General features: G+C 58.9%; 23 protein-coding genes. 15 read left to right on the top strand and 8 right to left on the bottom strand.

The window, feature by feature from the left end; all coding sequences use genetic code 11:
* Positions 1-75: 75 nt before the first annotated feature.
* From ISS99_RS22325 to ISS99_RS22315, 3 genes are all read left to right on the top strand, one after another.
* Positions 76-342: an XAC0095 family protein gene (locus ISS99_RS22325; RefSeq protein WP_204633792.1), complete on the top strand. Its 267-nt coding sequence runs from the start codon at positions 76-78 to the stop codon at positions 340-342.
* A gap of 169 nt (positions 343-511) precedes the next feature.
* Positions 512-1204, top strand: coding sequence for a hypothetical protein (locus ISS99_RS22320; protein WP_204633791.1), 693 nt, complete (start codon positions 512-514; stop codon positions 1202-1204).
* Positions 1205-1393: 189 nt separating this feature from the next.
* A complete protein-coding gene (locus ISS99_RS22315) occupies positions 1394-1807 on the top strand; it encodes a hypothetical protein (protein ID WP_204633790.1) in 414 nt (137 codons plus the stop codon).
* Positions 1808-1986: 179 nt separating this feature from the next.
* Here ISS99_RS22315 and ISS99_RS22310 read toward each other — a convergent pair whose 3' ends face one another.
* The gene (locus tag ISS99_RS22310; RefSeq protein WP_204633789.1) at positions 1987-2526 is read right to left on the bottom strand and encodes a hypothetical protein; all 540 of its coding nucleotides are present in this window, start codon (positions 2524-2526) and stop codon (positions 1987-1989) included.
* 166 nt (positions 2527-2692) lie between these two features.
* On the opposite strand from ISS99_RS22310, the gene ISS99_RS22305 reads away from it, so the two are divergent.
* From ISS99_RS22305 to ISS99_RS22295, 3 genes are all read left to right on the top strand, one after another.
* Complete coding sequence (locus tag ISS99_RS22305; protein WP_204633788.1) at positions 2693-3547, top strand: LytTR family DNA-binding domain-containing protein; 855 nt, start codon at positions 2693-2695, stop codon at positions 3545-3547.
* Positions 3548-3690: 143 nt separating this feature from the next.
* A complete protein-coding gene (locus ISS99_RS22300) occupies positions 3691-5919 on the top strand; it encodes a CocE/NonD family hydrolase (protein WP_204633787.1) in 2229 nt (742 codons plus the stop codon).
* Between the two features lie 136 nt (positions 5920-6055).
* Complete coding sequence (locus ISS99_RS22295; RefSeq protein WP_204633786.1) at positions 6056-6343, top strand: DUF2845 domain-containing protein; 288 nt, start codon at positions 6056-6058, stop codon at positions 6341-6343.
* Positions 6344-6434: 91 nt separating this feature from the next.
* On the opposite strand, the gene ISS99_RS22290 is transcribed toward ISS99_RS22295, so the two are convergent.
* The 3 genes from ISS99_RS22290 to ISS99_RS22280 form a co-directional block, all read right to left on the bottom strand.
* A complete protein-coding gene (locus tag ISS99_RS22290) occupies positions 6435-7688 on the bottom strand; it encodes an ABC transporter permease (RefSeq protein ID WP_204633785.1) in 1254 nt (417 codons plus the stop codon).
* Positions 7689-7702: 14 nt separating this feature from the next.
* On the bottom strand, positions 7703-9022 hold the full coding sequence (locus tag ISS99_RS22285; RefSeq protein ID WP_204633784.1) for an ABC transporter permease: 1320 nt from the start codon (positions 9020-9022) through the stop codon (positions 7703-7705).
* A 168-nt stretch (positions 9023-9190) separates the two neighbouring features.
* Positions 9191-9814 carry a hypothetical protein gene (locus ISS99_RS22280; protein ID WP_204633783.1) on the bottom strand — a complete coding sequence of 208 codons (624 nt, stop codon included), beginning with the start codon at positions 9812-9814 and terminating at the stop codon, positions 9191-9193.
* Positions 9815-10206: 392 nt separating this feature from the next.
* Between ISS99_RS22280 and ISS99_RS22275 the strand changes: the two genes are divergently transcribed.
* The 8 genes from ISS99_RS22275 to ISS99_RS22240 all read left to right on the top strand — a co-directional run bounded on the left by ISS99_RS22275 (position 10207) and on the right by ISS99_RS22240 (position 18185).
* Positions 10207-10389, top strand: a complete 183-nt coding sequence (locus ISS99_RS22275; RefSeq protein WP_204633782.1) for a hypothetical protein — start codon at positions 10207-10209, stop codon at positions 10387-10389.
* 220 nt (positions 10390-10609) lie between these two features.
* Positions 10610-11431: a prolyl hydroxylase family protein gene (locus ISS99_RS22270; RefSeq protein WP_204633781.1), complete on the top strand. Its 822-nt coding sequence runs from the start codon at positions 10610-10612 to the stop codon at positions 11429-11431.
* Positions 11432-11456: 25 nt separating this feature from the next.
* Positions 11457-12608, top strand: coding sequence for a hypothetical protein (locus tag ISS99_RS22265; RefSeq protein ID WP_204633780.1), 1152 nt, complete (start codon positions 11457-11459; stop codon positions 12606-12608).
* 74 nt (positions 12609-12682) lie between these two features.
* Entirely contained in the window at positions 12683-12838 is a 156-nt protein-coding gene (locus ISS99_RS22260) for a hypothetical protein (RefSeq protein WP_204633779.1), read from the top strand.
* Between the two features lie 141 nt (positions 12839-12979).
* Entirely contained in the window at positions 12980-14131 is a 1152-nt protein-coding gene (locus ISS99_RS22255) for a radical SAM protein (RefSeq protein WP_204633778.1), read from the top strand.
* A 292-nt stretch (positions 14132-14423) separates the two neighbouring features.
* Entirely contained in the window at positions 14424-14786 is a 363-nt protein-coding gene (locus ISS99_RS22250; RefSeq protein ID WP_204633777.1) for a hypothetical protein, read from the top strand.
* Between the two features lie 5 nt (positions 14787-14791).
* Positions 14792-16906 carry a peptidase domain-containing ABC transporter gene (locus ISS99_RS22245; protein WP_204633776.1) on the top strand — a complete coding sequence of 705 codons (2115 nt, stop codon included), beginning with the start codon at positions 14792-14794 and terminating at the stop codon, positions 16904-16906.
* Positions 16899-18185 carry a glycosyltransferase gene (locus ISS99_RS22240; protein WP_204633775.1) on the top strand — a complete coding sequence of 429 codons (1287 nt, stop codon included), beginning with the start codon at positions 16899-16901 and terminating at the stop codon, positions 18183-18185. Before ISS99_RS22245 ends, ISS99_RS22240 begins: the two co-directional genes overlap by 8 nt.
* Positions 18186-18260: 75 nt before the next feature.
* On the opposite strand, the gene ISS99_RS22235 is transcribed toward ISS99_RS22240, so the two are convergent.
* The gene (locus ISS99_RS22235; protein WP_204633774.1) at positions 18261-18548 is read right to left on the bottom strand and encodes a hypothetical protein; all 288 of its coding nucleotides are present in this window, start codon (positions 18546-18548) and stop codon (positions 18261-18263) included.
* A 233-nt stretch (positions 18549-18781) separates the two neighbouring features.
* Between ISS99_RS22235 and ISS99_RS22230 the strand changes: the two genes are divergently transcribed.
* Positions 18782-19441: a glutathione S-transferase family protein gene (locus ISS99_RS22230; protein ID WP_204633773.1), complete on the top strand. Its 660-nt coding sequence runs from the start codon at positions 18782-18784 to the stop codon at positions 19439-19441.
* Positions 19442-19445: 4 nt separating this feature from the next.
* Here the strand turns inward: ISS99_RS22230 and ISS99_RS22225 are convergent, their stop codons facing one another.
* The 3 genes from ISS99_RS22225 to ISS99_RS22215 all read right to left on the bottom strand — a co-directional run bounded on the left by ISS99_RS22225 (position 19446) and on the right by ISS99_RS22215 (position 21887).
* Positions 19446-20045, bottom strand: coding sequence for a hypothetical protein (locus ISS99_RS22225; protein WP_204633772.1), 600 nt, complete (start codon positions 20043-20045; stop codon positions 19446-19448).
* Between the two features lie 135 nt (positions 20046-20180).
* Positions 20181-21191: a sensor domain-containing diguanylate cyclase gene (locus ISS99_RS22220; RefSeq protein WP_204633771.1), complete on the bottom strand. Its 1011-nt coding sequence runs from the start codon at positions 21189-21191 to the stop codon at positions 20181-20183.
* Between the two features lie 177 nt (positions 21192-21368).
* The gene (locus ISS99_RS22215) at positions 21369-21887 is read right to left on the bottom strand and encodes a nuclear transport factor 2 family protein (RefSeq protein ID WP_204633770.1); all 519 of its coding nucleotides are present in this window, start codon (positions 21885-21887) and stop codon (positions 21369-21371) included.
* Positions 21888-22000: the final 113 nt, after the last annotated feature.

Raw genomic sequence — 22000 nt, 5'->3', positions numbered from 1 at the left:
TGGAGGTGGTGTGCCGCACCTGGTGCGAGCGTGCGGACGGATAAAACGAAATCCGTACGAAAAGGAGTCATCAATATGGCAGGAAAAGCCAATCCCACCTTGCCGCGTGCCGGCGAGGCGTATTACCGGCTGCCCGAATCGGCACACCAAAAGCTGGGCGAACTTCGCGATCAACTGGATATGCTTGCGCATCTCACCGAGCGTCATTGCTGCGGTGAAGACGAAGCTTTGCAGCTCTCGCCCACGGCGCTATCGCAATGCTTTGCTCGCTTATCGATAGATATTGGCGATGCGGTGGAGGCCTGTCTTGCGCCATCCGAATACACGAGGCGTTCCGTGTGACGAGCGCATTTCCCAATGGTCATTTGGAGAAAGGATCGGGCGGCGATAGCGTGCTAGGCTTGTTCGGATAACGAGTTCGGAACTCAATAACCTCTGAGACGCCAGAGGTGGTCAGCCAACCGCAATTGCACCCGTTCTTTTCCATCCATCGAACGTAGGGAGATGTGCAATGGGCAATACCCCTTCCCGAGGCGCCACGCCTGCAAATAAAACCATCGGTGCGCCGGCTGTTGTCAGTCGGCCCGCTGCTGTCGTGCCGCCCGCTCCTGTGGTCGCGGTTGCTCCGACCATCCCCATCGTGCCGGCCAAACCGGCTTGGGCGTATACCTATTTGTTTGAGGAGATTGTTGCCTACAACAAAAGGGAGGCCGAAAAGGCAGATGAATCCAGCAAGGCCGCGACGGCTGGCTATTACGAAAGGACTTTCAAGGAAACGACCGCCCAACTCCAGTCGCAATACAAATTGACCCACGGCTCCAATGACGAGAAGGCGGCCTGGTTGGAAGAGGCCAAGGGCATCGCAATGAGAATGGGCACCCAGTTCAAGCCCAAGGACGATGACCTCAAATCCACCGCTTCAACATCGACATCGGCCGAGTCTTCCGCGTCGGCAGCAGCCGAGTCCGCGGTAAAAAAAGTGGGGGATTGGGCCGGGGATTATGTAGATAACTGGCGGCAAGTGAGCGGAAACGCACCGACGGTCAGAGACATGGTGATCGCTGAACTCGAAAACGCCTACGAGCTGAAGATCGATGTTCGAAGGAAGGAGGTCATTGGAAAGATGTTTACCTTGGCGACGTCGACGTGGTCGACATTCGGAAGCTACGCCGGGCCATCAGACTCGCAATTTGTGAGGCGTTGATGGTGCGCTTCGCGGAGTAATTGGGCTCGAAGGCAAGAGCTTGATCTATCCAGACCCTCCTCCATCATGCGGAGGAGGCGGCAGTCTTCTCGCTATCGGGAGTCGACGAATCGGTTCAGGGTTACCTATGGTTAGGTGGTTGCAACAAGACGCCAATGACGATCAAACAAACGCAATAACGGTGCAGGGATGGAAGAGCTCTGGTTTCTGCTTGCTTTCGCTGCCGTGGCCCTGGCCACGCCAATACTCAACTCAAAAATGGGTGCTATGGGATGGAGCGACGAGTTGGAGGCATCGTTCGCTGAGCAGGATGTGACCGTTGATGACGTCAATGTTCCGGCTTCGGAGCTGACGGTTCTTCACCGCGCGCCCGGCGGGGCTGTGGGGGGACGTTCTGGTGTTGTGGCCATGGATGCGCAATGGTTGTGCCGTTATGGGCATGACGTTTATTTGCTTGCCATTGCTCAAGGGGCATCGGAGGAGGGGCTAATGGTTATCCGATGGAGCTGGCGCCGTTTGACCGAGGAGCGTGCGCGACATTCGTTGTTGAATGACCCAAAGGCGTATCGGGCAGTATTCGGGGATGGTTCTGACAGGCCGTAGCTACTCCTTCCGCGTCTAGCCACGAAAGGAGCGGCCTGACTCCCATGGGGAGTCGCCAACCCAATCTTCGTCGTCCCGGCGAAAGCCGGGACCCAGCGACTTGGCTTTGGCGACAGTCACTGGGCCCCGGCCTGCGCCGGGGCGACGGTTTATGGCGCTTCAAGTTTGGTTTGCGAACTTCAATCGCTGATCCCGCTCATCGACACCCCATTGGTCACATATCGCCCCAGCCCCAGCTTCCTCATCAGGTTGGACTGGCGCTCGCCTTCGTGCGGATAACCGGCATCGAGCTGCTTTCCGTTCAAGTCAAACAGGCGGGACCACTCGCGGTCGTCGCCTTCGCACTTTGGCCGCAACGGGCTCTCGGTGCAGGTGTAGCCGAGATAGAGGTAAGGCGTACCGTCGGTGGCGGTGATGCATGCCCAGCCGGTAACGGTCGCGTCGAGCACCGGCACGTGCTTGAGGAAGGGCTGGTGCAATGGCCGGCCTTCGTGCGGCAACGTGATTGCTTGGCTGCGCCCGGGTGGCGTCAAGGTGATGCGTTGGGCGACGGTCTGCCAATCCTGGTCGACGACATCCACATACGTGGTGCTGGCGACCAGCTTTGCGCCGCCGCAACTCAGATAGCCCATGCGCGGCGGGTTGGCCGTGGGCGGGGTGCCGGCCTGCACGCTCGATGCGGCCAGGGCGAGCGAGAGCAGGGTGTGTTTCGGGTTCATGGCTTCCCTGGCGGTATGGCGGCGTCTGTTCCTTGCGCTATGGTAGATCGTTCTGCCGGAGGCGCCATCCTCGCAAGGCCGGGGGTGTCGATGCGCTCACTTGAAGCCGTGACGGCAACCCTGCACGCTTCGCTTCCGGGTTGACGGGGAGGCGTTGGGAAAACGGATGAATCGGCGGTTTTTCGATTTACTGGCGGTCGTCGGCATCTTTGCCGCCTATTCGATCACGCTGCGGCTGGCCAACCACACGGGCTTGAGCGAGAGCCTGCTGGGCGGGCTTGCCAATACCATCCCCGTGGCGATTTTCGGCGGGATCGTGCGTCATCTGATCATCGGCAGGGTGGCGGGCCGGTCCGCGGCATTCCAATTGGCGGCTCACCTGGTGATGTGCGCGGTGTTCACGGTTCTGTCGTATGGCTTGCTGATCGTCCTGCTGGGCTTGTTCGATGGCGAAGGGCCGACCGGGTTCCTGGTGAAGCCGTTCACGATCCAGGGGGCAGCCTGGCAGTCGCTGGAGAATGTGACCACCTATGCCTTGATCGCCACGGTGTCGCACTTGCAGGCGCAAAGCGCGGGTCCCGTCGCGCGACCGGTTGTTCCGGCGCCGGAGGCGGAGCCGCCCAAGGCGGATGATTTTGTCGTCGCTCCCCCGGAACCGACGCCGGGCGAAGATCCCGATGCACGGGCCGATGTGGCGCTGTCGCGTTACTTCGTGCGAATCGGCGACGAGCTGCGCCCCATCGATGTGGACACCGTGGTCAGCATTGGTGGCGCGGACGACTATGCCGAAGTGCGAACGCTCACCGGCAAGCACCTGGTGCGCATGACCCTGGCCGAATTTGCCAAGTCGCTGGACCCGGCGCAGTACGTTCGCGTGCACCGCTCCTGGATCGTCAACGTGCATCGCATCGCCCGCGCGGAACCGGCCGGCGGCGGGCGTCTGCTGCTGCACATGGAGACCGGCCACACCGTGTCGACTAGCCGCACCGGCGCCAAGCTGTTGCGCGACCGCGTTATCTGACCCCTCGCCGGTGTCGTTCGCCGAACGGAGGTGTCCGTTCACCGATTTTTTGGCCGTTTCTCTCCGCTCGTGGGGATCATCGCCGTGTCCGTGCCGTCTTCGGCTCGACCGTCCCCTGACTTGTACCGGAGAGAAAAGCTCGTATGAAATCGCTCGCTTTATCGGCCCTGCTTGCCGTGAGCCTGGCTGCTTCCGCGGCCGCCGCGACGCCCGTGGCGGAAACCTCGTTCGCCACGGAGGCGGCCGCGCTGATTCCCGCCCATGCCTCGGCAACGAGCGCCAAGGACCTCAATACGCTGTTCCAGCTTCAGCTCGTCGCCGGGCATTTCACCGATGCCCAGGCCACGCTGGATCGGTTGGAGGCGGCAGACCGGACAGAGGACCCCAAGCGCGTCCCGAGCGTCACTCTCTGGCGTGTCTACACCCGGGCAAAAATCTACGAAGCGGCCGGCCAGGGTGCCTCGGCGGCGCGGTCTCGCGCGTTCTCCGAGCTGTATGGGGCGCTGCCCGACGTTGAGGCGGCCAAGGCCCTGCCGTGGTTCGAGGTGAACTTCGACAGCCTTCGCGACGAGGAGTCCGCGCAGCAAAAGGCCTGTGCGGGAACCACGCTCGCGCATTGCACTTCGGCAGCTGCCTATATCCGCGTCCACGGAGAAGGCATTGCCCTGAGCTACCTCATGCCTGCTTTGGAGCCGTTGCTGAAGGCGGATACGCAGCGCCGCTACTTGGTCGACGACCAGGTACTGATCCCCACGCCCGACGGTGCCCGGATTGCCGCCATGGTGGTGCGCCCGCGTTCCACCGGTGCGGCGAAGTTGACCAGTCTTTTGAACTTCACCATTTACGCGGATGACTTCTACGGCATGGGCGATGCGGTATCGATGGCTGCCCATGGCTATGTCGGCGTGGTGGCTTATACGCGTGGCAAAGGACGGAGTCCGGGGCCGGTGGTTCCCTATGTGCACGATGGCGAAGACGCGGCCACGGTGATCGAGTGGCTCGCCCGCCAGCCGTGGAGCGATGGCCGCGTCGGCATGTTTAGCGGCAGCTATAACGGCTTCACGCAATGGGCTGCCGCCAAGCACCATCCCGCCGCGTTGAAGGCCATCGCCACCCATGCCACCAACGCCCCGGGCATCGATACGCCGATGCAGGGCAATGTGTTCCAGAGCTTTATCTACTACTGGCCGTTCTACACCACGGACAACAAGACGCTGGATGCCAAAATGATGGGCGATCGGCAGCATTGGAACTCGCTGCAGAAAAAATGGTACGTCAGCGGCCGGCCTTATCGTGACATGGACAAGATCGACGGCCGGCCCAATCCGATCTTCGATACGTGGTTGCAACATCCTTCCTACGATGCGTTTTGGCAGCGCCTGATTCCGTTCCGCAACGAATTCGCCAGCATCGATATTCCGGTGTTTACGGAAACCGGCTATTACGACGGCGGGATGGTGGGCGCGCTCTATTACTTTCAGCAGCATCTCAACTATCGCCCGAACGCCGACGACCGCATGCTGATCGGTCCCTATCATCACTTCGCCATGGGCGACGGCGTGCTGCCCGAGATCGATGGCTATGTGATCGACAAGGCGGCGTTGATCGATCTGCAAGAAGTGCGGCTGGAATGGTTCGACCACGTGTTTCACGGTGCGCCGCTACCTGAGTTGCTCAGCGATCGGGTGAATTTCGAAGTGATGGGCGCGAACACCTGGCGGCATGCTTCGACGCTTGCCGATATGGCTCCAAGCCGGCAGCGCTTCTATCTCACCGGACAGAGCGAGGCAAAGCGATGGCTGCTTGCCGATGCACCCGGCACGCAGGCACCGCCCGCACTTTCGGTCGACTTTCGCGATCGCAGCGACGCGGATTTCGAACCGCCGCAGGGCATGCCCGATACGCGCAATGCCTTGGTGTTCGAAACGGCGCCGTTGAAAAAGCCGCTGGAGATCGAGGGTCTGTTTCAAGGCAAACTCAACATCGTCACCAATAAACGCGATCTAGACCTGCAAGTGAATTTCTACGCGCTGACGCCGGACGGCCATTACCTCGATCTGGCTTCCTATCTGGGCCGTGCCAGCTACATGCAGGACCGCACGCAGCGCCACCTGCTGCAACCGGGCCAGCCGCAACTGCTCGATTTTGAAAGCCAGGTGGTGACGGCGCGCCTGCTGGCTGCCGGAAGCCGCATCGTGGCGGTGGTGGGTGTACCCAAGGTGCCGGAGATCCAGGTCAACTACGGCACCGGTCGCGACGTAAGCACCGAATCGATCGCGGATGCAGGCGAGCCGTTGCGCATTCAGTGGTCGGAGGGCAGCTATTTCGATCTTGGCGTGCGCGGAACCGTCGCCTTCGACCAGCAGCGGTAAACACCTGTTGACGGCAGTGCGCTGGGGCATGGCTGACGTGAATGTCAGCCATGCCCTTCGCATTTTTAGGCGTGATTCCGTTCTGAGCGAGTTCGCAGCCCTGATAGCGTGAACGCTCCATGCCGATGGATTGTTTATGCGCCGTTATCTCGTTCTGCTTTTATGCTTCGCTTGCACAGTCGCCCAGGCGGCCACCTCGTTACGCGTCGGCAGCAAGGTGTTGACCCTCGGCGACAGTGCAACCAGGGTGCAACAGCTGATGGGCGAGCCGACCACGCGCGCCTTTACGTTTCAGCAAGTGAATGGCATGCCGGACAATCAACTGGCGCCAGCGGAAGAATGGCAATACGCGCAGGATGGGAAGACGGAAATCATTACCCTGGTCGGCGGCAGGGTGGTCAAGTTCGATACGCTTTACGAGTGATCATTTGTCCATCGCAAGCAAAGAACAGGAACGCAAAGGCCCGTATCTCAGCACGAGCTTTTACGATGGGTCGATCTGTGTGTTTCGGCCGTTACCGTCCCCGCGTCGCAACGGCGGGAGGGACTCTCGAGGCTCGGCGAGCCGGCACCAGCACTGCTCCCTGACCCAGTGCCAAGACGATCAACGCACCGGCAACCAGATACAGCGCCGGCAAATGGTTCATTTCAAAATAGCGCATCAGTAAAACGTTCAAGCCGATGGCCAAACCCGCTCCGGCAGCCGTGCCTGCGCCGGCGATGACCAGGTTTTCAATCTGAAAGTAACGCAGGATATCCTTGCGTCGCGCGCCCAATGCGCGCCGCACGCCAATCTGATGATGGCGTTGACCTACCCAGAAGCTGGTCAACCCGACGATGCTGGCTGCCGTGATCCCGAGCAACACCAGGCAGATACCGCCCATCAGAATCGCCATGCCTATATCCGCACGATAAGCATGCGCACGGACATCGGCGAAGGATTCCACGCTATCGTCGTCTAGCACCCGCATGGGGTTGACGGCATACAAGGCGGCCGGCACTTCTTTCATGGCTGCAGCCAGCCGGCCGGGCTTGGCGCGTACGACATACAGCAAATCTGCTCTATCCAGGCGTACCGGTTCGATGGCCGAATACCACGCGAAACCATTTGTCCAGCGCGAGGTTCCTGGAACCTGCAGCCTTTCCACCACGCCGACGATCGTGCTTGGAGAAGCGCTGCCATCGAAATAGACCTGCCTGCCGACAGCCTGGCCATCCGGAAAGAGTCGGTCGGCAAGCGCCTTGGTAACGATGGTCGTTGGGCTTTGCCCACCCGCCTGGCTGCGTCGGTGCTGCACGTCCGAGGCGCTGAAGTTCTGCCCCGCGACCAGCTTCAGGCCAAGTGTGGGTATGGCGTGGTCGTCGGCAAAATAAATGTTCGTGTGCAATAACGTGCCGGGGTTGTCCGTGCCGGGCTTTTGCGAAACCGTGCTCGTGTGAGAAGAAGGGTATAGCGGCAAAGAATTCATCGGACCTGCTGCTGCCACGTCCGGCAAACCGCGCAAGGTGGCGAGATCTTGCAGCAGCATGCTATCAAGCTTGTCCGTGCTGGCTGCGTCGGACCCTGCAGGCGCCCCTACCCACATTTGAGATACCAGAAACAGATCGCTTTCGTTCAGGCCAGTGGGGCGATCGATGCGGGCCATACGTTCGCCGATGATGAATAGCGCGTTGCAGACGATCGCCAAGGTGAGAGCGATCTGCAAAGCAATCAACGCGACGCCGAACGTGTGCTTGCGGAGTGCTGCGATGATGGGGTGAAGTCGCATGGCAGGTCCTCGCGTCAAGCGCTTTTCAGTTGCAAGGCGGGATGTATTTTGGCGACTCGCAAGGCAGGGTAGAGCCCGGCCAGGATCGTCGCGGTCACCGCCAATAGCAGCGTGTATAACAGGAGCCAGGTGTCTATGCGGGCCAGCCCCGCAATGTCGGTCGGCAACACCTTGCCCACGCAGGCAACGCCAACAATGGTGAGCAAAAGTCCCAATACGCCGCCTGCGGCGCCGATGATTCCCGCCTCCGTGATGAACTGCGCGTAGATCGCCGTGCGTGGCGCTCCAAGTGCCCGCCGAAGGCCAATCTCGCCGCTGCGCCTCATGAACTTGGCCAGTAGCAACCCGATGGTGTTGGCCAGGCATACCGCCATCAGGCCCAAGGCGATCACTAGCGACAGCTTCGTGTCAGGCGGTACGACCTGTTCGAAGTCGAGCCATTCCGGAACGTTGCGCAAGCGGATGTTCGGCGCCCACCCGAAGCGGCCAGCTTGCTGTTGCAGTGCGCTGTAGTGGTACAAATATTCGTGGTAACTGGCTACGGCGTCTTTGTTGTCCAGTTCCACCATATAGGCGATCCACGCGCACGAGGAGTGCTGCAAGCCGACGAAGCCTGTTTCGGCCGGAGGCTGCGCGCAGTTGATGCTTCCCTGGTTGGTGATGCCCGCATCGATGGATCGGGTAAACGGTAAAAAGAGGTCGTGGCTGTTGCTGTCGAATCCGCCGCCGTTATTGACGACGTCGTAGAAACGAGGTTGTGGATCCCAGTTGTCCAGTACGCCGATGACGCGGTAGTCCTTGCCCTCGATGTTTAGGGTGCGGCCAACGCTGTTGGCGCCGCCAAACAACTTTTCGTTGAGTTTGCTGCTGATGACGGCGACGGCTGCATGCTGGGCATCGTCTTGTGCGGTCCATCCACTGCCATATTTGAACGGCACGTCGAGCATGGGGAAAAATTCGCTATAAACGGCGTGTCCATCGACATTTACCGGATGCGCGCGTGCGTCGCTGGGTACTATCGAGGGGGAAATTTCATACATGGCGGACTGCAGCGTGGCGCGATGGTCGCGCATCAGTTGCATCGCATCCAGATAATCCATGGCGTCCGGCGGCTCGCTGCTATTCAGGTGTGCCTTGGGCCCAAACATGTCCAGCTGGGGTACAAAAAGTTTCGACGACTTCCAGGGAATCGGGTCGCCGGCCACCGCCCGAAACACGGCATAGGTCGTCATCGAAGAGGCAACCCCGACGGCGATGGCCAGCACCATGAGAGCGGTGAGGCCAGGGCTCTTTCTCAAGCTCAGCAAAGCCAATTGGAAGTAATAGGCGAACATGCGTTACCCGTAGAAAAAGAAATTTGGCGCGAAATACGGAATGTCGCATGCGACGCCAAATGCGAGAGGTCGGGTGATCGGATCGGCATCGCCCGGATAGAGCCTCATCCGGATTCACTGCCAATACTCGATAGCATCCTGCGGAAAGCCGTGTCGATACGTTCCAGATCATCCGGCCGCAGATGGCACGGGTCCTTCCCACGGTGTGGGGCCGAGCTTTTCACGGCCGTTGTACAACCTGTCTCGCATGGGGCCGTCGGCCGCTACGAAATGGAAGAACATCTGGCACCAGATGCCGGATGGCAAGGGATTGCGCCAATGGGGCAGGTCAATTCCCCGATAGATGAGTGCATCGCCAATGTCGAGATGGACGGGAATGTCCTGCCCGTCGCGCTCCAGGAAGATCGGCCAGATGCCGTTGGAGTTTCTATGTCCTACGGTCAGCGTCGCGCTTATTTCACACGCGCCGTGATCGATGTGTTTGGGCAACGTGGACTCGGTTGTGTAGATCCGTGCGTAAGAATAGGTAGGAAGTAGCGTCTTTCCGATCGCCAGACCCAATGCACTTCCTACATTCGGCAGAAGCGCTTCACTGAGAGCATCGGCATATCTGTCAAGGGCATTTGCGTACTCGTATACCCGATAGAAGCCGGGTATTCCTACATAGGACGTGTAATATCGAAAGGCGACGTCGAGAAGATCGCGGGAAAGCAGTTTCTCGTATATCGCATATCCGCGTTCGGAAAAATCCGACGATAAGCTGGATGCCAGTTCGCCTTCGACGACGTTCATGTAGTCCTCCTTGCGATGTACTGTGCGACATTTTGTCGCTCCTCTTTCAGCATGACACCGTCGTGGTTCGAGACCAGCGTATTTGGCGCGCCGAATGAGCATTGATCATGCTCGACGTTGCCGAACGTTTTCAAGAGTGTCGTTCGTTGGTGAACGATCATCACATAAAAATCACGTCTGCTTTTTTCTACTTCATCGAGCTGCAATTAGCTTGATTTTCGAATGCATTAACGCCCGGAACATTTTCTCGCCTGATGGGCCAATGCAGTTCTGTAAATCGTGGCGCAGTAGATAAAGAAATAAATTCGACTCGGTTTGCTTCGCACTTCCAGCAGCAAAAGTGCTGCATGGGCAGGGGCAGGGAGATGCCGATATGGGAAGGGAGTGCATGGATGAGCGATGAAGTTCTTTTGATCCCTGTCACTGACTGCGATGGCGGCGGCACGAGTGCGGCCAGTCGAGGATCTCTTGTTTTCAAGGAATTGAATGAAGGTGAGTTTTTTAGAGAAGGCTATGCCTTTGGCGGCTGCAATGCGCAAGTGAGCGCGCGAACGCCGGGCTCCGCATTCCGCTGAAAATTAAGGCTTCCGCGCGTCGAGGTGCTGTGGGCACGATGCCTCGAGCCTCACTTCGAGTGCTTCAGGAACTGCTGCCCTTCGATTCAGCATTTCGATGCTTCCCATGCTGCGGAGTGTTGGAGCGTAGAGAAAAATCGCTTTCGTCGTAGTTGATCGGTGCCAGTCAAATCGAATTTCAAAATCGCTGTGCGCGCGGGTTATGTGCAAGGAGATGCAGATGGACTCCCCATTCGAGGATCTGGTCGCAGAGTTGAGGAAGAGCGGCTTGGACCGGAGCCGGGCCCTCAAGTATTTGCTCGATCAAGGTTGGGACGCCGGTTATGCGAACCGGATTATCGAGGCTGAGGGCAAGGTCGAACGGTCGGCTCCAGGAGATCGCCCTGATCCTGATCTGTCAGGGTGCCAGAATGTCACCGTGAGTCAAGGCCGCGAGATAAAAGTCCTGATGCGCAGTCACAAGCCGCGCGCCTATTTGTTTGGCGACTTTCTCGACCGCTTCGAATGCGACAAGCTGATCTCTGAATCCATCGGCCGGATGCGCAGGTCCTCTGTATACACCGAGGACGATGCCGGTGAGACGCAAGCCGTGGCGTCCTACAACAGGACGAGCAACCAGACCACTTTCAGTCCCGGTGAAAACGCCTTCGTAGATCAGGTTTATGAAGCTGTTTCAAAGCTCATCCATTGGCCGATCAGCCACATGGAGCGCATGCAGGTCATTCAATATCAGGCTGGGGGAGAGTTCACTCCCCATCACGACTATTTTCTCGACAATCCGGATGGATCGCCGACCATGCCGTGGCAGCGGGTGGGGACCTTCCTGATCTATCTCAATGACGTGCCGCTTGGAGGCTCGACCTTCTTTCCCGGAGCGGGCGTGGAGTTCATTCCTCACCAAGGGAATGCGTTGCTTTTCACCTATGAGAAGGGTGATTTCCACCGGGAGCTTTCTCTTCATGCAGGAACCCCCGTAGGGCGCTCCAGCAAATGGCTCGTCAATATCCTGTTGACGGATTGCCCCATCAAAAACGCCAACTAGATCCAAAGCAGGGAGCTGGATAGTTATGAGTTTTGAATTGGCGGGGCAGCTCATTTTTCCTGGAGAGGCAGCGCTTGGGCTGTCGCGTGCCATTGCCGGGAAATATTTTTCGTCCATAGCGGAAAAATTGCTTTCACGCGCGAAAGCGGCCGGCGTGCCGGACACTTTGCTGGCTTTGCTTCACGAGGTTGGCGGCACGTCGCCGGCGCGCTGGGTTCCCGAACTCGAGATTGCCCAGGAGCTCATGCGGAAGGATGCCATTGCCGAAGCGATTATTCACCTGGCGCTAGTAAGTTGGCCCGAAGATTTCAAGTGCTCGCTGGACATTCCTGATACCGCAAATTTTGCAATAAATGGTGTGTCCGTTCTTTGCAAAGGAAAGACCGCCTTTCGTTCCCGTGGAGCGGACCTGATCATTGAAACCATGGGCGATACGTGGGTTATCAAAGACCCGCGGCGGCTGTCGCCAGGTGTGGATTCGAGCGTCGTCGTCGCGCAGACGGGCAATTTGCCGGAAACGCGCCATACGAATCAGGGTATCTACTGTCTTCGCCCACGCTTTCCGAATGGCTACCCGCCTCGACCGGTATCGAAAGACGAGCCAGGCTCCAACGTACCTGTCGAAGAAGTGGGTAAGTTGAATGAGGCATTTTCGATATTTAAAGATGACGCTCCGGACTATTACAACTGGATCACGGCCGTTGCGGCAGGGGCCTTATTGGGCGAGGGGCGCGGCTTCGAATCGAGCTCGAAGGTGTATCCCGGCTTGATCTTTCTTGGGAAAGATACGAGCCAACATCCCTATGTGGAGAAGCTGATAGAAGTTGCCGTTCTTCAATACCTGTATCAGGCACACATGATCTGCGATCTCTACGATCCGGACGACGAAGGGGTGGCCTATAACCCGGTGCGCAACAACTATTGGACAGCCAGAAAGGCGCTGGTCAGTGCGGTGAAGTCCGCCAATATGATTTTTGCGCTCGATCTGATCAACCGTGGGTCGCGTGCAAAGGGTCATCTTGGTCTGGCGATATCCAAGTACCGGTTCAACCTGGAAGTCGAGTGCGCGGGTGTGTTGAACGGCGCCAGAGGTTTGAACGAAAACGGAATGGGTCTGTGGGAGATCATCCAACGGACGGTGAACACTCGGTCTCTCACAACCGCGGTAGCGGGCTGACGGATCGAACATGGATCTGCGAAAGGCGCAGGTGCCTGTCGCCAGCTAGGCGACACATTTTAGGAGTCTAAGTTATGAGCGAGAAAGCCAAGAGTTCCGTGTCGCTCGAAGAAGCGGCTTCCCGGCTGGTTCTGCGTGAGTTGACCGATATCGAAGCGAGCGACATCTTCGGTGGCCAGAAAGCGGACTGGGGTCGCGTCACCGTGGGTCCGGCCACCCCGGCTGCCTGATGGTGGAGGATGCGCTGGGTATATTCCAGCGCATCCTTTTACCGCTTTGAAGTTCGCACGTGGAAGGTGCCGCGCATTTGATTTTTCAGGTTGCGGCGGTGCCGGGAAAAAGCGTCCGGTGAGTTGACGGGAGGTTTCGCCGTGGAAGTGCATACACTCTTTGTCGTGGTAAAGCTCGCTGAACGATGCAATATCAAGTGTTCCTATTGCTACTACTATTCGCCTTCCCACGCGGATGTGTATGACCGTCCGGTGTTGATGCCGACACCCACTTTGGACCGTTTGGCCGATTTCTTGGCCGAGACCGCGGCTTTCCGTGATTTGTCAACGCTGGTCATCGCTTTCCACGGCGGCGAGCCCACATTGATGAGGCCGGCAATCGTTGATCGATTCGCCAGCGATTTGAGAAGCCGGCTTCCCGCCAAGACCGTATTGCGGCTCGCCGTGCAAACAAACGGGGTTTTTCTGCCGCCGGGTTGGCTGGACATCATTAAGAAGCACGATATTCACGTTGGCATCAGCCTCGACGGCAGGAAGCCACAGCATGATCTCCATCGAGTCGATCACAAGGGCAGGGGAACCTATGATCGAATCCTTCGAAACATTCGGATGCTGCAGGAGACGTTGCCCAATCACACCGCAGCGCTGGGAGCCATTTCCGTTCTCAGCCCCGATACGGATGTTTTGAGTCTTTACCGTCACGTCTCCGAAGACATCGGTATACGAAGAATAAAATTACTGCTTCCCGATCAGACCCACGACACCGCGGTCGCCTCGGTGGGCCACAATCACGACTATTCGGCAGGTCTAAGCGCTACGTTCGATTACTGGATGATGAATCATCTCGATCTCGTCAATGTGGAAATGTTCGATCGGGTCGTGAGGAGCATCATGCTTTCCCGCGCGCGAAGCCGCCTGACTCCGAAATCGCCATCAGCAGCCATTGCCGTACTGAGCAACGGGGAATTCAGGATCGCAGATGAGTACATGGTGACGGACCAATGGTTCAAAGGCCAGCTGAAATTGAGCATCTTCTCAAACACCTTCGATGACTGGTTCGAGCAGGCGTCGGTAAAGGAGGTGTGGTCGGCTGATCATGGCATTCCAGCGAAATGTCTTGGATGCGAATACGCCACGAGTTGCGCGGGCGGCGAGGTCGCCAGTAGGTATTCGTCGCTGAACGGGTTCGACAACCGATCGGTACATTGCCAGACGCTTTGGGGTCTGCATCAGCACATTTCAAACCGACTTTTGCGCGCCGAAGATGTCGATCATGCGGCCGCGACAGCGTGATTGGACGGCGGCATTTCGTGGCCGACCAATGCCGTTCACTTTGGATCTCAAAGTATGGCGCCGTGAGCGGGCCGTTTCTTTCATGCTGAAGACGGCGGTCAAGTAAATGGAGGGCCGGTCTGACTTGCCGGGTAGTGGGCGGTCGTCGAACCTGTTTCGACACGAAGCGCTGAAGTCGCGGCTTCTTCCGGAGTGGTATGTGCCTAGATCGACGCATCGGCCGTTTGATCGATGGTTGAGGAAATGGCCCCCTGCTTTGTGGCTCGTAGTTCTGGTGCTTCTAAGTACGCCAATGTTCGGTTTGAAGTACGAGCGGAATCGCCGGGTTCCGGCGGAATCGTTGCAGAGCATTCAAAAGCTCCCGCTACACCAGGATGAATGTATCGCCGAAGCCAGGTCGCCTGGGACGTCGTCGTTCATCGTGCGCGGGCGCGATCATTCCGATATTGAAGATGGGGAACTTTGGATTTCCAGTGATGGTTCGTCGACCGAGCTAAGAGTGCGGCGCGCGTGCGATATTGCCATTCGCGGCGATGCAGTTTTGATTGTCGTTGAAAATCCCGGAGCATCGGATGCTCGAGCGGCGTGGTTGACGGTAAAGCGCGATAAAACCTTGCTCGGCTGGATGTTTAGCGGCCGCCATTTCGGCAGGTGACGTAGATGTTCAAATATTTACTCAGACTATTTAGACGCCGCTCCGTGCCGATGATTCTCCAGGCAGAGGCCAACGAATGCGGCATTGCATGCCTGGCAATGATATTTCGTGCGCACGGCGTAAATATCGGCATGAGAGGTATGCGGGATAAATTCCCCCCTTCGCCGCACGGGGCGAGTGTGCGTGAACTGATGCAGATCGGGCGCTTGATGAACTTTCGCGCGACCGCCTATCGCATCGATCCGGAGAACCTGGGAGAGATGTTGTCGCCGTGCGTGGTTTTGATGGATGTATCCCACTTCATGGTTCTCACGCGGCTTGGCACGGATGGAATCAATCTGCACGATCCTGCGGAAGGAGAGGTAAGTCTCGGCTTCCGGGAGTTCGCCAACAGATTTACGGGGGTGGTGATCGATCTCCGGCCTTCGGGGAGGTTCGATGACGCGCAAAAGCCCGAGCGCTCCAATGTATTTCGGTTTCTCGTCTCGGGCTTCGTTTCCCAGCGGTTGAGGGTGTCGGTGATCTTGCTTCTTGCCTTGATTTTGGAGGTCCTGTTCGCGGTCAGCCCGCTGCTCGTTCAGACTTTTACCGATAGCGTGGTTCCTTCCTCCGACTATCATCTGGCGTGGCTGCTGATGGGCGGATTTTCTCTCGTTGCGTTGCTTCAGCTGGCCTTTGGCTTGTATCGAGGACTGCTTTTGAGTCGTCTTTCCGAGCACCTGTTCGTGGAATGGAATATAAGGATTGGCGAAGCGCTCATGTCGCTTCCCTATGCTTTTTTCATGCGTCGCGCAGCTACGGATGTGTACTCGCGGTTCCGCTCCATTGACAACATACAGAGAACGGTCACGACAAAATTCGTCGAATCCGCCCTGGATGGCATCGGTGTGGTTTTTACGCTCACCATGATTGTCATTTATTCGAAAATATTGGCCATCTTTACGGTGCTTACGGCTATCGTCTATGCCGGATCGAGACAGTTGACCGTGGATCGGGCCAGAAAGGCTGAGCGGCACGAGATCCGCGAAACCTCCCAGCAGCATGGGAGGCTTTTGGAGATGCTGAATGCGATACACACCATCAAGAGCGGTGGCATGGAGGCCATCCAGCTCTCGCGCTATGAAGCCAGGACCCGGGCTGCCGCCCACGCTTCGGCGACGCTGCAGATGTGGACGTTTACGTCGTCGGCCATTGCAAAATTCCTCATTCAGTTCCATACCGTCATTGCTATCGGCCTCGGGTCGATCGTGTGTATGCGTGGACAAATGACGTTCGGCATGGTTATCGCGTACGTCAGTTATTCCACCCAGTTCATAGATCGCTCCACGAAGGTCAGCGACGTAGTGGCCGACAGCCGATTGGTGAAGATTCACGCTGAGCGCCTTTCCGACATCGTCGATGAAAAGAAAATGGTGCCCGGTGTTGTTCATCTTCCGTTTGGCGATGCCATCGGCATTCGGGTCGAGAATCTTTCATTTGGGTACGGCAATCACGACGACGACGTCATCGCGAATGCTTCATTTTCCATCGAGCCGGGTGAGTGCGTGGCCATCGTCGGAAGGTCGGGTCTCGGCAAGTCGACGTTGATGAAACTGATGAATGGGCTACTTGTGCCAAAAAGGGGCGAAATCCTCTATGACGGCATTTCGGTGTCGAGCATCAGTCCGGTCGATCTCCACAATTCCGTGGCGACGGTTTTGCAGGACGACCAGCTGTTCGGCGGAACGATTTTCGAAAACATCGCTTCGTTTGCGCCTCAATATGATCGGGAGCGCGTGATTGAAGTGGCGAAACGAGCAGAAATACACGACGAGATCATGCAGATGCCCATGGGTTACGAAACGGGCGTGATCAACATGGGCAAGTCGCTGTCTGGTGGGCAGAAGCAGCGGATACTGTTGGCCAGGGCGCTGTATCGACGTCCACGCCTGCTTTTTCTGGATGAGGCTACGAGCCATCTGGATTCAAGGAACGAGCAAGCGATTAACCGGGCCATTTCCGCACTGCGGATTACCAGGGTGATCGTTGCGCACCGAGCCGACACGATCCGCATGGCCGAGAGGGTGATCGATTTGGCTGCATTTTGCGCGGGATACGCATCGGAGGCCAGTCATGTATAAAGGCGGCCGAGTCGTCTTGGTTCCGGCCATCGATCTTCATTCCGGCTACCACGGCATGCTTCTGGAAATCGACCACGTGTCGTACGCGGTTTCCGATCCAGACCACGTATTCTTAGCCGACGGCACGATTGAATCGCCCTATGCTAACGAGCATCTGGGTGAATTTATCAATTGGCACGGCGGTTGCCAGTCCATCATCGTGCATTCGGCGCGGTTGCCCGTGATTGGAACGAGGCATTGGGTTATCGATACGGATGATTTGCTCTTGGCGCCGTTGTGCGGAAGGACGTATCTAGACAGGGAATTTGGTGAAAGGCTTTCCCGGTGGGACGAGGAGTCGTTCATCGGCACCACGACGAGGCGCGCGGAGGTGATGCTCAGTGCATACGCGCATCCATCGTGTGCGGGGGTTATTTTTCGGGGAGATCCGGACCGGAGTTTTCGGCGCGCCAGGTTCTGGTTCCAGCGGATGGGTTTGGTCGAGCTGGGCGAGCGCTATCTCGAAAAGGTGACTGTCGTTCAACCCGCCGGGAGGCCCGTGCACGATCAACTTCTCCGCGAAAAGTGGCGCGTTGGAACCGCAGCGCGGGTTCTATTCTGCGGAAGGGACTTCGAGTCGAAGAACGGCCTGCTGGCTTTGCAGGTTATGGATGAAATGGCGCGTCAATTCCGCGACGTTCAATTCACTTATATTGGCCAATTGCCCGCGGATGTCTTGGACGGTTTCGCTCACCTGGCGGCGCGGTTGCAGCATTTCCCCCGTCTCGATCGCAAAGGCGTCTTGCGAGAGATGGAGCGTTCTCACATTTTTTTTCATCCTTCGAAGTTTGAAACCGTGGGCATGTCGCTGGTGGAGGCTGCCAGTTGCGGCATGGCAGTGATTACCGCGTCCGGCCCCACGCTGGAAATGTCCGAGGCCTTATTCTCTGCAGGCGGAGCCATCTTGTTCGATCGCAGCGAAAGCCCGCTTTCTGCCGAGCAGGTTTTTTTCGGGCGGGCGCTTCAAGCGTTGCTGGAAAACCCGGCGTCAGCCAGGGAAATGGGCTTGTTCAATCACCAAAGGGCGTCCTCGGGTCAAGCATCGTTCGCGGCTCAGGTCGAAAAAATTTCGAAGGTCTATGAGAAAGCCATGCAATACGAAGGTGATCCGCTCGGCTTGGAGGTCGCTCAAGAGGCACCCGGAACGGGCGTAATCATCGTCAGCTCCCGCGAGTTGTGCGAGGAAAAATCAAGATATATCGACGCCATGCAGATCAGGTCTCTGCGGGTTGAATTGTGACGGGCGATTTCGGGGTGGTGTCCCGATGTTTTTGCCCGTTATCCAGCGAGGCTTGGCCCAAGGCCAATGCCTGCTTCAGGCTACCCGCACGCCGCTGGGGAAGGCATAAACACGGCCGGCGGGTTCTTCCTGGCGGCCGGTGATCCAGCGCCATGGCGGGGAAACACCGTATTTTGCGAGCAGGTCGTAGATGCGCTCGGTGACCCCGTCGCGCAGGCTCATCGGCGAGCGATCCTTGATGGTGTTGGCGCGGTCCAGAAATTCGATCCAGAACTCGGCACCCTGGTTGTCCTGCAGCAGGCGCGGAACGATGCGCCCGAGGTTGGCGAGTTCCTGTTCGATTTCTTTGTGGGTGAGGAGCACGGAAACACGTCCTTGGCGGCCGGGGTAAGAGCTATGACGTATGACCCGGCCATTTTTGAAATGCCCCCTTCAGCGTCCCTGGAGCCCCGATTACCCGGACCCGGCAGGCCGGGCAGGGCGCCCGACTCTATCGGTCTGGCTAGACAGCCTCGTGACAGCTTGTCGATTTCCGGCGACGCGCTTCGTCGCCTTACAAAGCGCCGATAGTGGCGGTCACCAACGGAACCCGGATCATGACCTTGAAGCTCTATGCACACCCCTTTTCTTCCTACTGCCAGAAGGTGCTGGTGGCCCTCTACGAAAACGGTACGCCGTTCGAGTGGCGCACGGTGTTGTACGACAATGCCGAGGTGATGGCGGAGTTCGCCGGGTTGTGGCCCTTGAAGCGCATGCCGGTGCTGGTCGATCGGGGGCAGACGGTGGTGGAGGCGACCATCATCATCGAACACCTGGGCCTGCATCATCCCGGGCCTGTATCGCTGCTGCCGAAGGACCCGGCGGCCGCGCTGGAAGTGCGCTTGATGGATCGCTTTTTCGACAATTACCTCAGCACGCCCGCGCAGAGGATCGTGGCCGATGCGCTGCGTCCGGAAGACGTGCGTGATGCGTATGGTGTGACCTACGCGCGTGAGCAACTGGAAACGGCTTATGCGTGGCTGGACCAGACCATGGCCGGTCGCGAGTGGGCGGCGGGGGATCGCTTCAGCCTGGCCGATTGCGGCGCGGCGCCGTTCCTGTTTTATGCAGACTGGACGCATCGCATCGATCCGTCCTTCCACAACGTGATTGCCTATCGGCAGCGGTTGCTGGCGCGCCCGTCGTTTGCGCGCGCCGTGGACGAGGCGCGGCCTTATCGCCCGCTGTTTCCGCTGGGGGCGCCGGATCGCGATTGAGCGTTCAGGCCACTGCCGGCAACAAGGTTTCGGCGAACGCGGCGTTGACGGTTTCGGCGATCAGCCTGGCCAGTTCGGCATAGGTGCCGGCGCGCGGATGGCGGTGGCGCTTGGGGGCCTGCTCGAGCAGGTCCTCACCTTCGCAATGCGCATACACGCAGGCGCGCGGGGCATCCAGGAAAAGCTGGACTTCGACATAGATTGGCGGCATCTCGCCGTCCATCGCCGACGGCCCGATCAGGATCGTCACGGCGCGATGGCCGCGGCGGCGCAGGTGCCGCATGGATTCTTCCAGCTCCACGATCATCGTGTAGCTTTCCGGCAGCATCAGGTAGCGCAGCAGGTTGCCTTCCACTTCGGCGACCGCCTTGCGGGCCTCCATCTCGATGCGCCCCAGGAAGCCCATGCGCAGGTCCTGGCGGGTGTAGTGCAGCGGCATGGTGGACACCTGGGTGTCGTTCTTGCGCACGATCCAGGAGTGGTTGACCCGCTCGAAGCGGATGCCTGCCTCGTCGTAGCTCTGCCGGCAGTGCTCGGCGCTGATGCTGGCATGCGCCGCCCAGGCGGCTTTGAGATAGGCGAGGTTCGGGCGCGTGCTGATCATGCAAGTCTCCGGCTAAGGCCTGGCGGGGTGCCGCAGGCCGGTCCAGGGAATGTATCGGCGGGTCTGGGGGAAACTTCAGCGCTGACCGGCCCAGGGTGCTTCACCCGTTGCAGGCCGCCCCCGTCATGCCAGCACTCAGTTGGACAGCCTCTGGGCTTCCCGCTCTTTGCGTGCGCGCTTGACGGCGTACATGCGTGCGTCGGCCGCGGCGATCAGGGCCTGGGGATCGGTGCAATCGGGCTCGGAAATGACGGTGCCGATGCTGGGCCCGGCATAGTCGAGCACGGTGTCGTCCAGCCGGAACCGGCCGCTGGTGGCCTGCTGCAGCCGCTCCAGCAGGGCACTGGCGGTGGTCAGTGCATCGCTACGCCTGCTGGTGGCCAGCACCACGAATTCATCGCCACCCAGTCGCGCGGCGAAGTCGCCGCTGCGCAGTACGCCCTGTAGGCGACCGGCGATCGCTTCCAGAAAGCGGTCGCCGATTTCGTGTCCGTAACGGTCGTTGATGGCCTTGAATTTATCCAGGTCGATAAACGCCACTACCAGCGCGTATTCATCGGCCCGATAAAGCCTCAGGCGTTGTTCCATGTCCTGCATCAGCGCGCGCCGGTTGGGCAGGCGCGTCACCGTATCGGTCAGCGCGCTGGCCGCAAGGGAGTTGTTGGCATCGCTCAGCTGCTGCACCAGCCGCTCGCGGTCCAGTTGTTGGCCGATGAGTTGGGCGAACAGTTTCAGCACGCTTTCGGTGTTGTCGTTGAAGGGCACGTGCTGGCTGCTGGCGGCGCAGAGGGTGCCGTACAGCACGCCGCCTTCAGTGTGGACCGGGCTGCTGGCATAGGTGGCAATGCCCAATGCCCGCGCGGCTTCGCAATCGCCCCAGGACTGGCTTACGTCGTCGGAATAGAAGCGCCCGTCATCCAGCGCACGCTTGCACAGAGTGCCCTCCCAAGGGACGTCCAATCCCTCGGGAATTTGCATCTGGTGCGTGTTGCGCGCAAACAGGATGTGCTGGACGCCGGCTGGGGAATCGATCGTGGTGAGATAGGTCGATTCCAGGCCCGTCGTCGCCTGCAGCATTTCCAGCAAGGGGCGCACCAGCTCTTCCAGCGAACGTGCCCGCGTGATGGTCGCGGCGAGGTGGGCCATTAGCTCCGGTGGGCGAGGGGTCGGCGTTTGGTTCATGGGGCCATTGCTGAGAGGTGAAGTGCCGTGGCGGCAAACCTATCAAAGAGCAATGGGGGCCGCCAGAGCGGCCGCGTGCGGCAGGCATCGTGGCACACCCCGCACGGTGGTCAATGCGGGGTGCGGCAGGTGCGGACGGGTTCAGCTGTGCAGGCTGGTGTGCTGCGAATACATCGCGTGCCAGTGGCCGTCTACATAGACGAAGATATCCGATGAGCGCACGCCCTTCTGCGGGCCCAGCTTGAGGTCATAGAAGGTCACGACGGCGGTGTCGCCGCGAATCGTCACGGCGCTGCCGTAGGGGTGTTCCTGGCGGTACGTTTCCATTTGCTGCTGGGCCTTGGCCAGGTCGGTACCTTTGCGCGTGGCCGCGTTGGCGATAATGGCCTGCTTGTCGTGTGCCATCCCGGTGTCGCCGATCGAGCGGTACTCCGGCAGCAACATCTGGTCCAGCCAGGCCGTATTGCCGGACAGTTCGGCGATGCTCCAATGCTGATCCACGGCCATCACCGCCGCTTCGCTGTGTTGGGTTTCATCGGAGGGGGCGTTCATCGCATCCTGAGCCTGTGCATCCATCGCCTGCGCGTGCAGGAAGATGGCTATCAGCGCCACGAGAACGGCCGTGCTTATCCATGAAAGGCGATGGGCAAAGATCGTCATGATGCATCTCTATGGGTGGAAGAAGTGCACGCAGCCTGCTTCTTGCAGGCCGGACGGCGCATGGGTTTTGTGACCAGGACCGTCTTCGTGGGGTAAGCGGTAGGTGGGCGTGG

The organism is Dyella mobilis (genome assembly GCF_016904945.1).
Classification (GTDB): domain Bacteria; phylum Pseudomonadota; class Gammaproteobacteria; order Xanthomonadales; family Rhodanobacteraceae; genus Dyella_B; species Dyella_B mobilis.
This window is presented reverse-complemented; position numbering and strand designations above follow the sequence as displayed.

What these genes read in the sequence shown, in the direction of transcription:
- ISS99_RS22295 (WP_204633786.1), top strand. Translation starts at nt 6,056, where the DNA reads ATGCGCCGTTATCTCGTTCTGCTTTTATGCTTCGCTTGCACAGTCGCC.
- ISS99_RS22220 (WP_204633771.1), bottom strand. Translation starts at nt 21,191, where the DNA reads ATGGCCCACCTCGCCGCGACCATCACGCGGGCACGTTCGCTGGAAGAG.
- ISS99_RS22270 (WP_204633781.1), top strand. Translation starts at nt 10,610, where the DNA reads ATGGACTCCCCATTCGAGGATCTGGTCGCAGAGTTGAGGAAGAGCGGC.
- ISS99_RS22275 (WP_204633782.1), top strand. Translation starts at nt 10,207, where the DNA reads ATGAGCGATGAAGTTCTTTTGATCCCTGTCACTGACTGCGATGGCGGC.
- ISS99_RS22290 (WP_204633785.1), bottom strand. Translation starts at nt 7,688, where the DNA reads ATGCGACTTCACCCCATCATCGCAGCACTCCGCAAGCACACGTTCGGC.
- ISS99_RS22265 (WP_204633780.1), top strand. Translation starts at nt 11,457, where the DNA reads ATGAGTTTTGAATTGGCGGGGCAGCTCATTTTTCCTGGAGAGGCAGCG.
- ISS99_RS22285 (WP_204633784.1), bottom strand. Translation starts at nt 9,022, where the DNA reads ATGTTCGCCTATTACTTCCAATTGGCTTTGCTGAGCTTGAGAAAGAGC.
- ISS99_RS22250 (WP_204633777.1), top strand. Translation starts at nt 14,424, where the DNA reads ATGTTCGGTTTGAAGTACGAGCGGAATCGCCGGGTTCCGGCGGAATCG.
- ISS99_RS22305 (WP_204633788.1), top strand. Translation starts at nt 2,693, where the DNA reads ATGAATCGGCGGTTTTTCGATTTACTGGCGGTCGTCGGCATCTTTGCC.
- ISS99_RS22225 (WP_204633772.1), bottom strand. Translation starts at nt 20,045, where the DNA reads ATGATCAGCACGCGCCCGAACCTCGCCTATCTCAAAGCCGCCTGGGCG.
- ISS99_RS22325 (WP_204633792.1), top strand. Translation starts at nt 76, where the DNA reads ATGGCAGGAAAAGCCAATCCCACCTTGCCGCGTGCCGGCGAGGCGTAT.
- ISS99_RS22260 (WP_204633779.1), top strand. Translation starts at nt 12,683, where the DNA reads ATGAGCGAGAAAGCCAAGAGTTCCGTGTCGCTCGAAGAAGCGGCTTCC.
- ISS99_RS22240 (WP_204633775.1), top strand. Translation starts at nt 16,899, where the DNA reads ATGTATAAAGGCGGCCGAGTCGTCTTGGTTCCGGCCATCGATCTTCAT.
- ISS99_RS22315 (WP_204633790.1), top strand. Translation starts at nt 1,394, where the DNA reads ATGGAAGAGCTCTGGTTTCTGCTTGCTTTCGCTGCCGTGGCCCTGGCC.
- ISS99_RS22215 (WP_204633770.1), bottom strand. Translation starts at nt 21,887, where the DNA reads ATGACGATCTTTGCCCATCGCCTTTCATGGATAAGCACGGCCGTTCTC.
- ISS99_RS22320 (WP_204633791.1), top strand. Translation starts at nt 512, where the DNA reads ATGGGCAATACCCCTTCCCGAGGCGCCACGCCTGCAAATAAAACCATC.
- ISS99_RS22245 (WP_204633776.1), top strand. Translation starts at nt 14,792, where the DNA reads ATGTTCAAATATTTACTCAGACTATTTAGACGCCGCTCCGTGCCGATG.
- ISS99_RS22280 (WP_204633783.1), bottom strand. Translation starts at nt 9,814, where the DNA reads ATGAACGTCGTCGAAGGCGAACTGGCATCCAGCTTATCGTCGGATTTT.
- ISS99_RS22310 (WP_204633789.1), bottom strand. Translation starts at nt 2,526, where the DNA reads ATGAACCCGAAACACACCCTGCTCTCGCTCGCCCTGGCCGCATCGAGC.
- ISS99_RS22300 (WP_204633787.1), top strand. Translation starts at nt 3,691, where the DNA reads ATGAAATCGCTCGCTTTATCGGCCCTGCTTGCCGTGAGCCTGGCTGCT.
- ISS99_RS22230 (WP_204633773.1), top strand. Translation starts at nt 18,782, where the DNA reads ATGACCTTGAAGCTCTATGCACACCCCTTTTCTTCCTACTGCCAGAAG.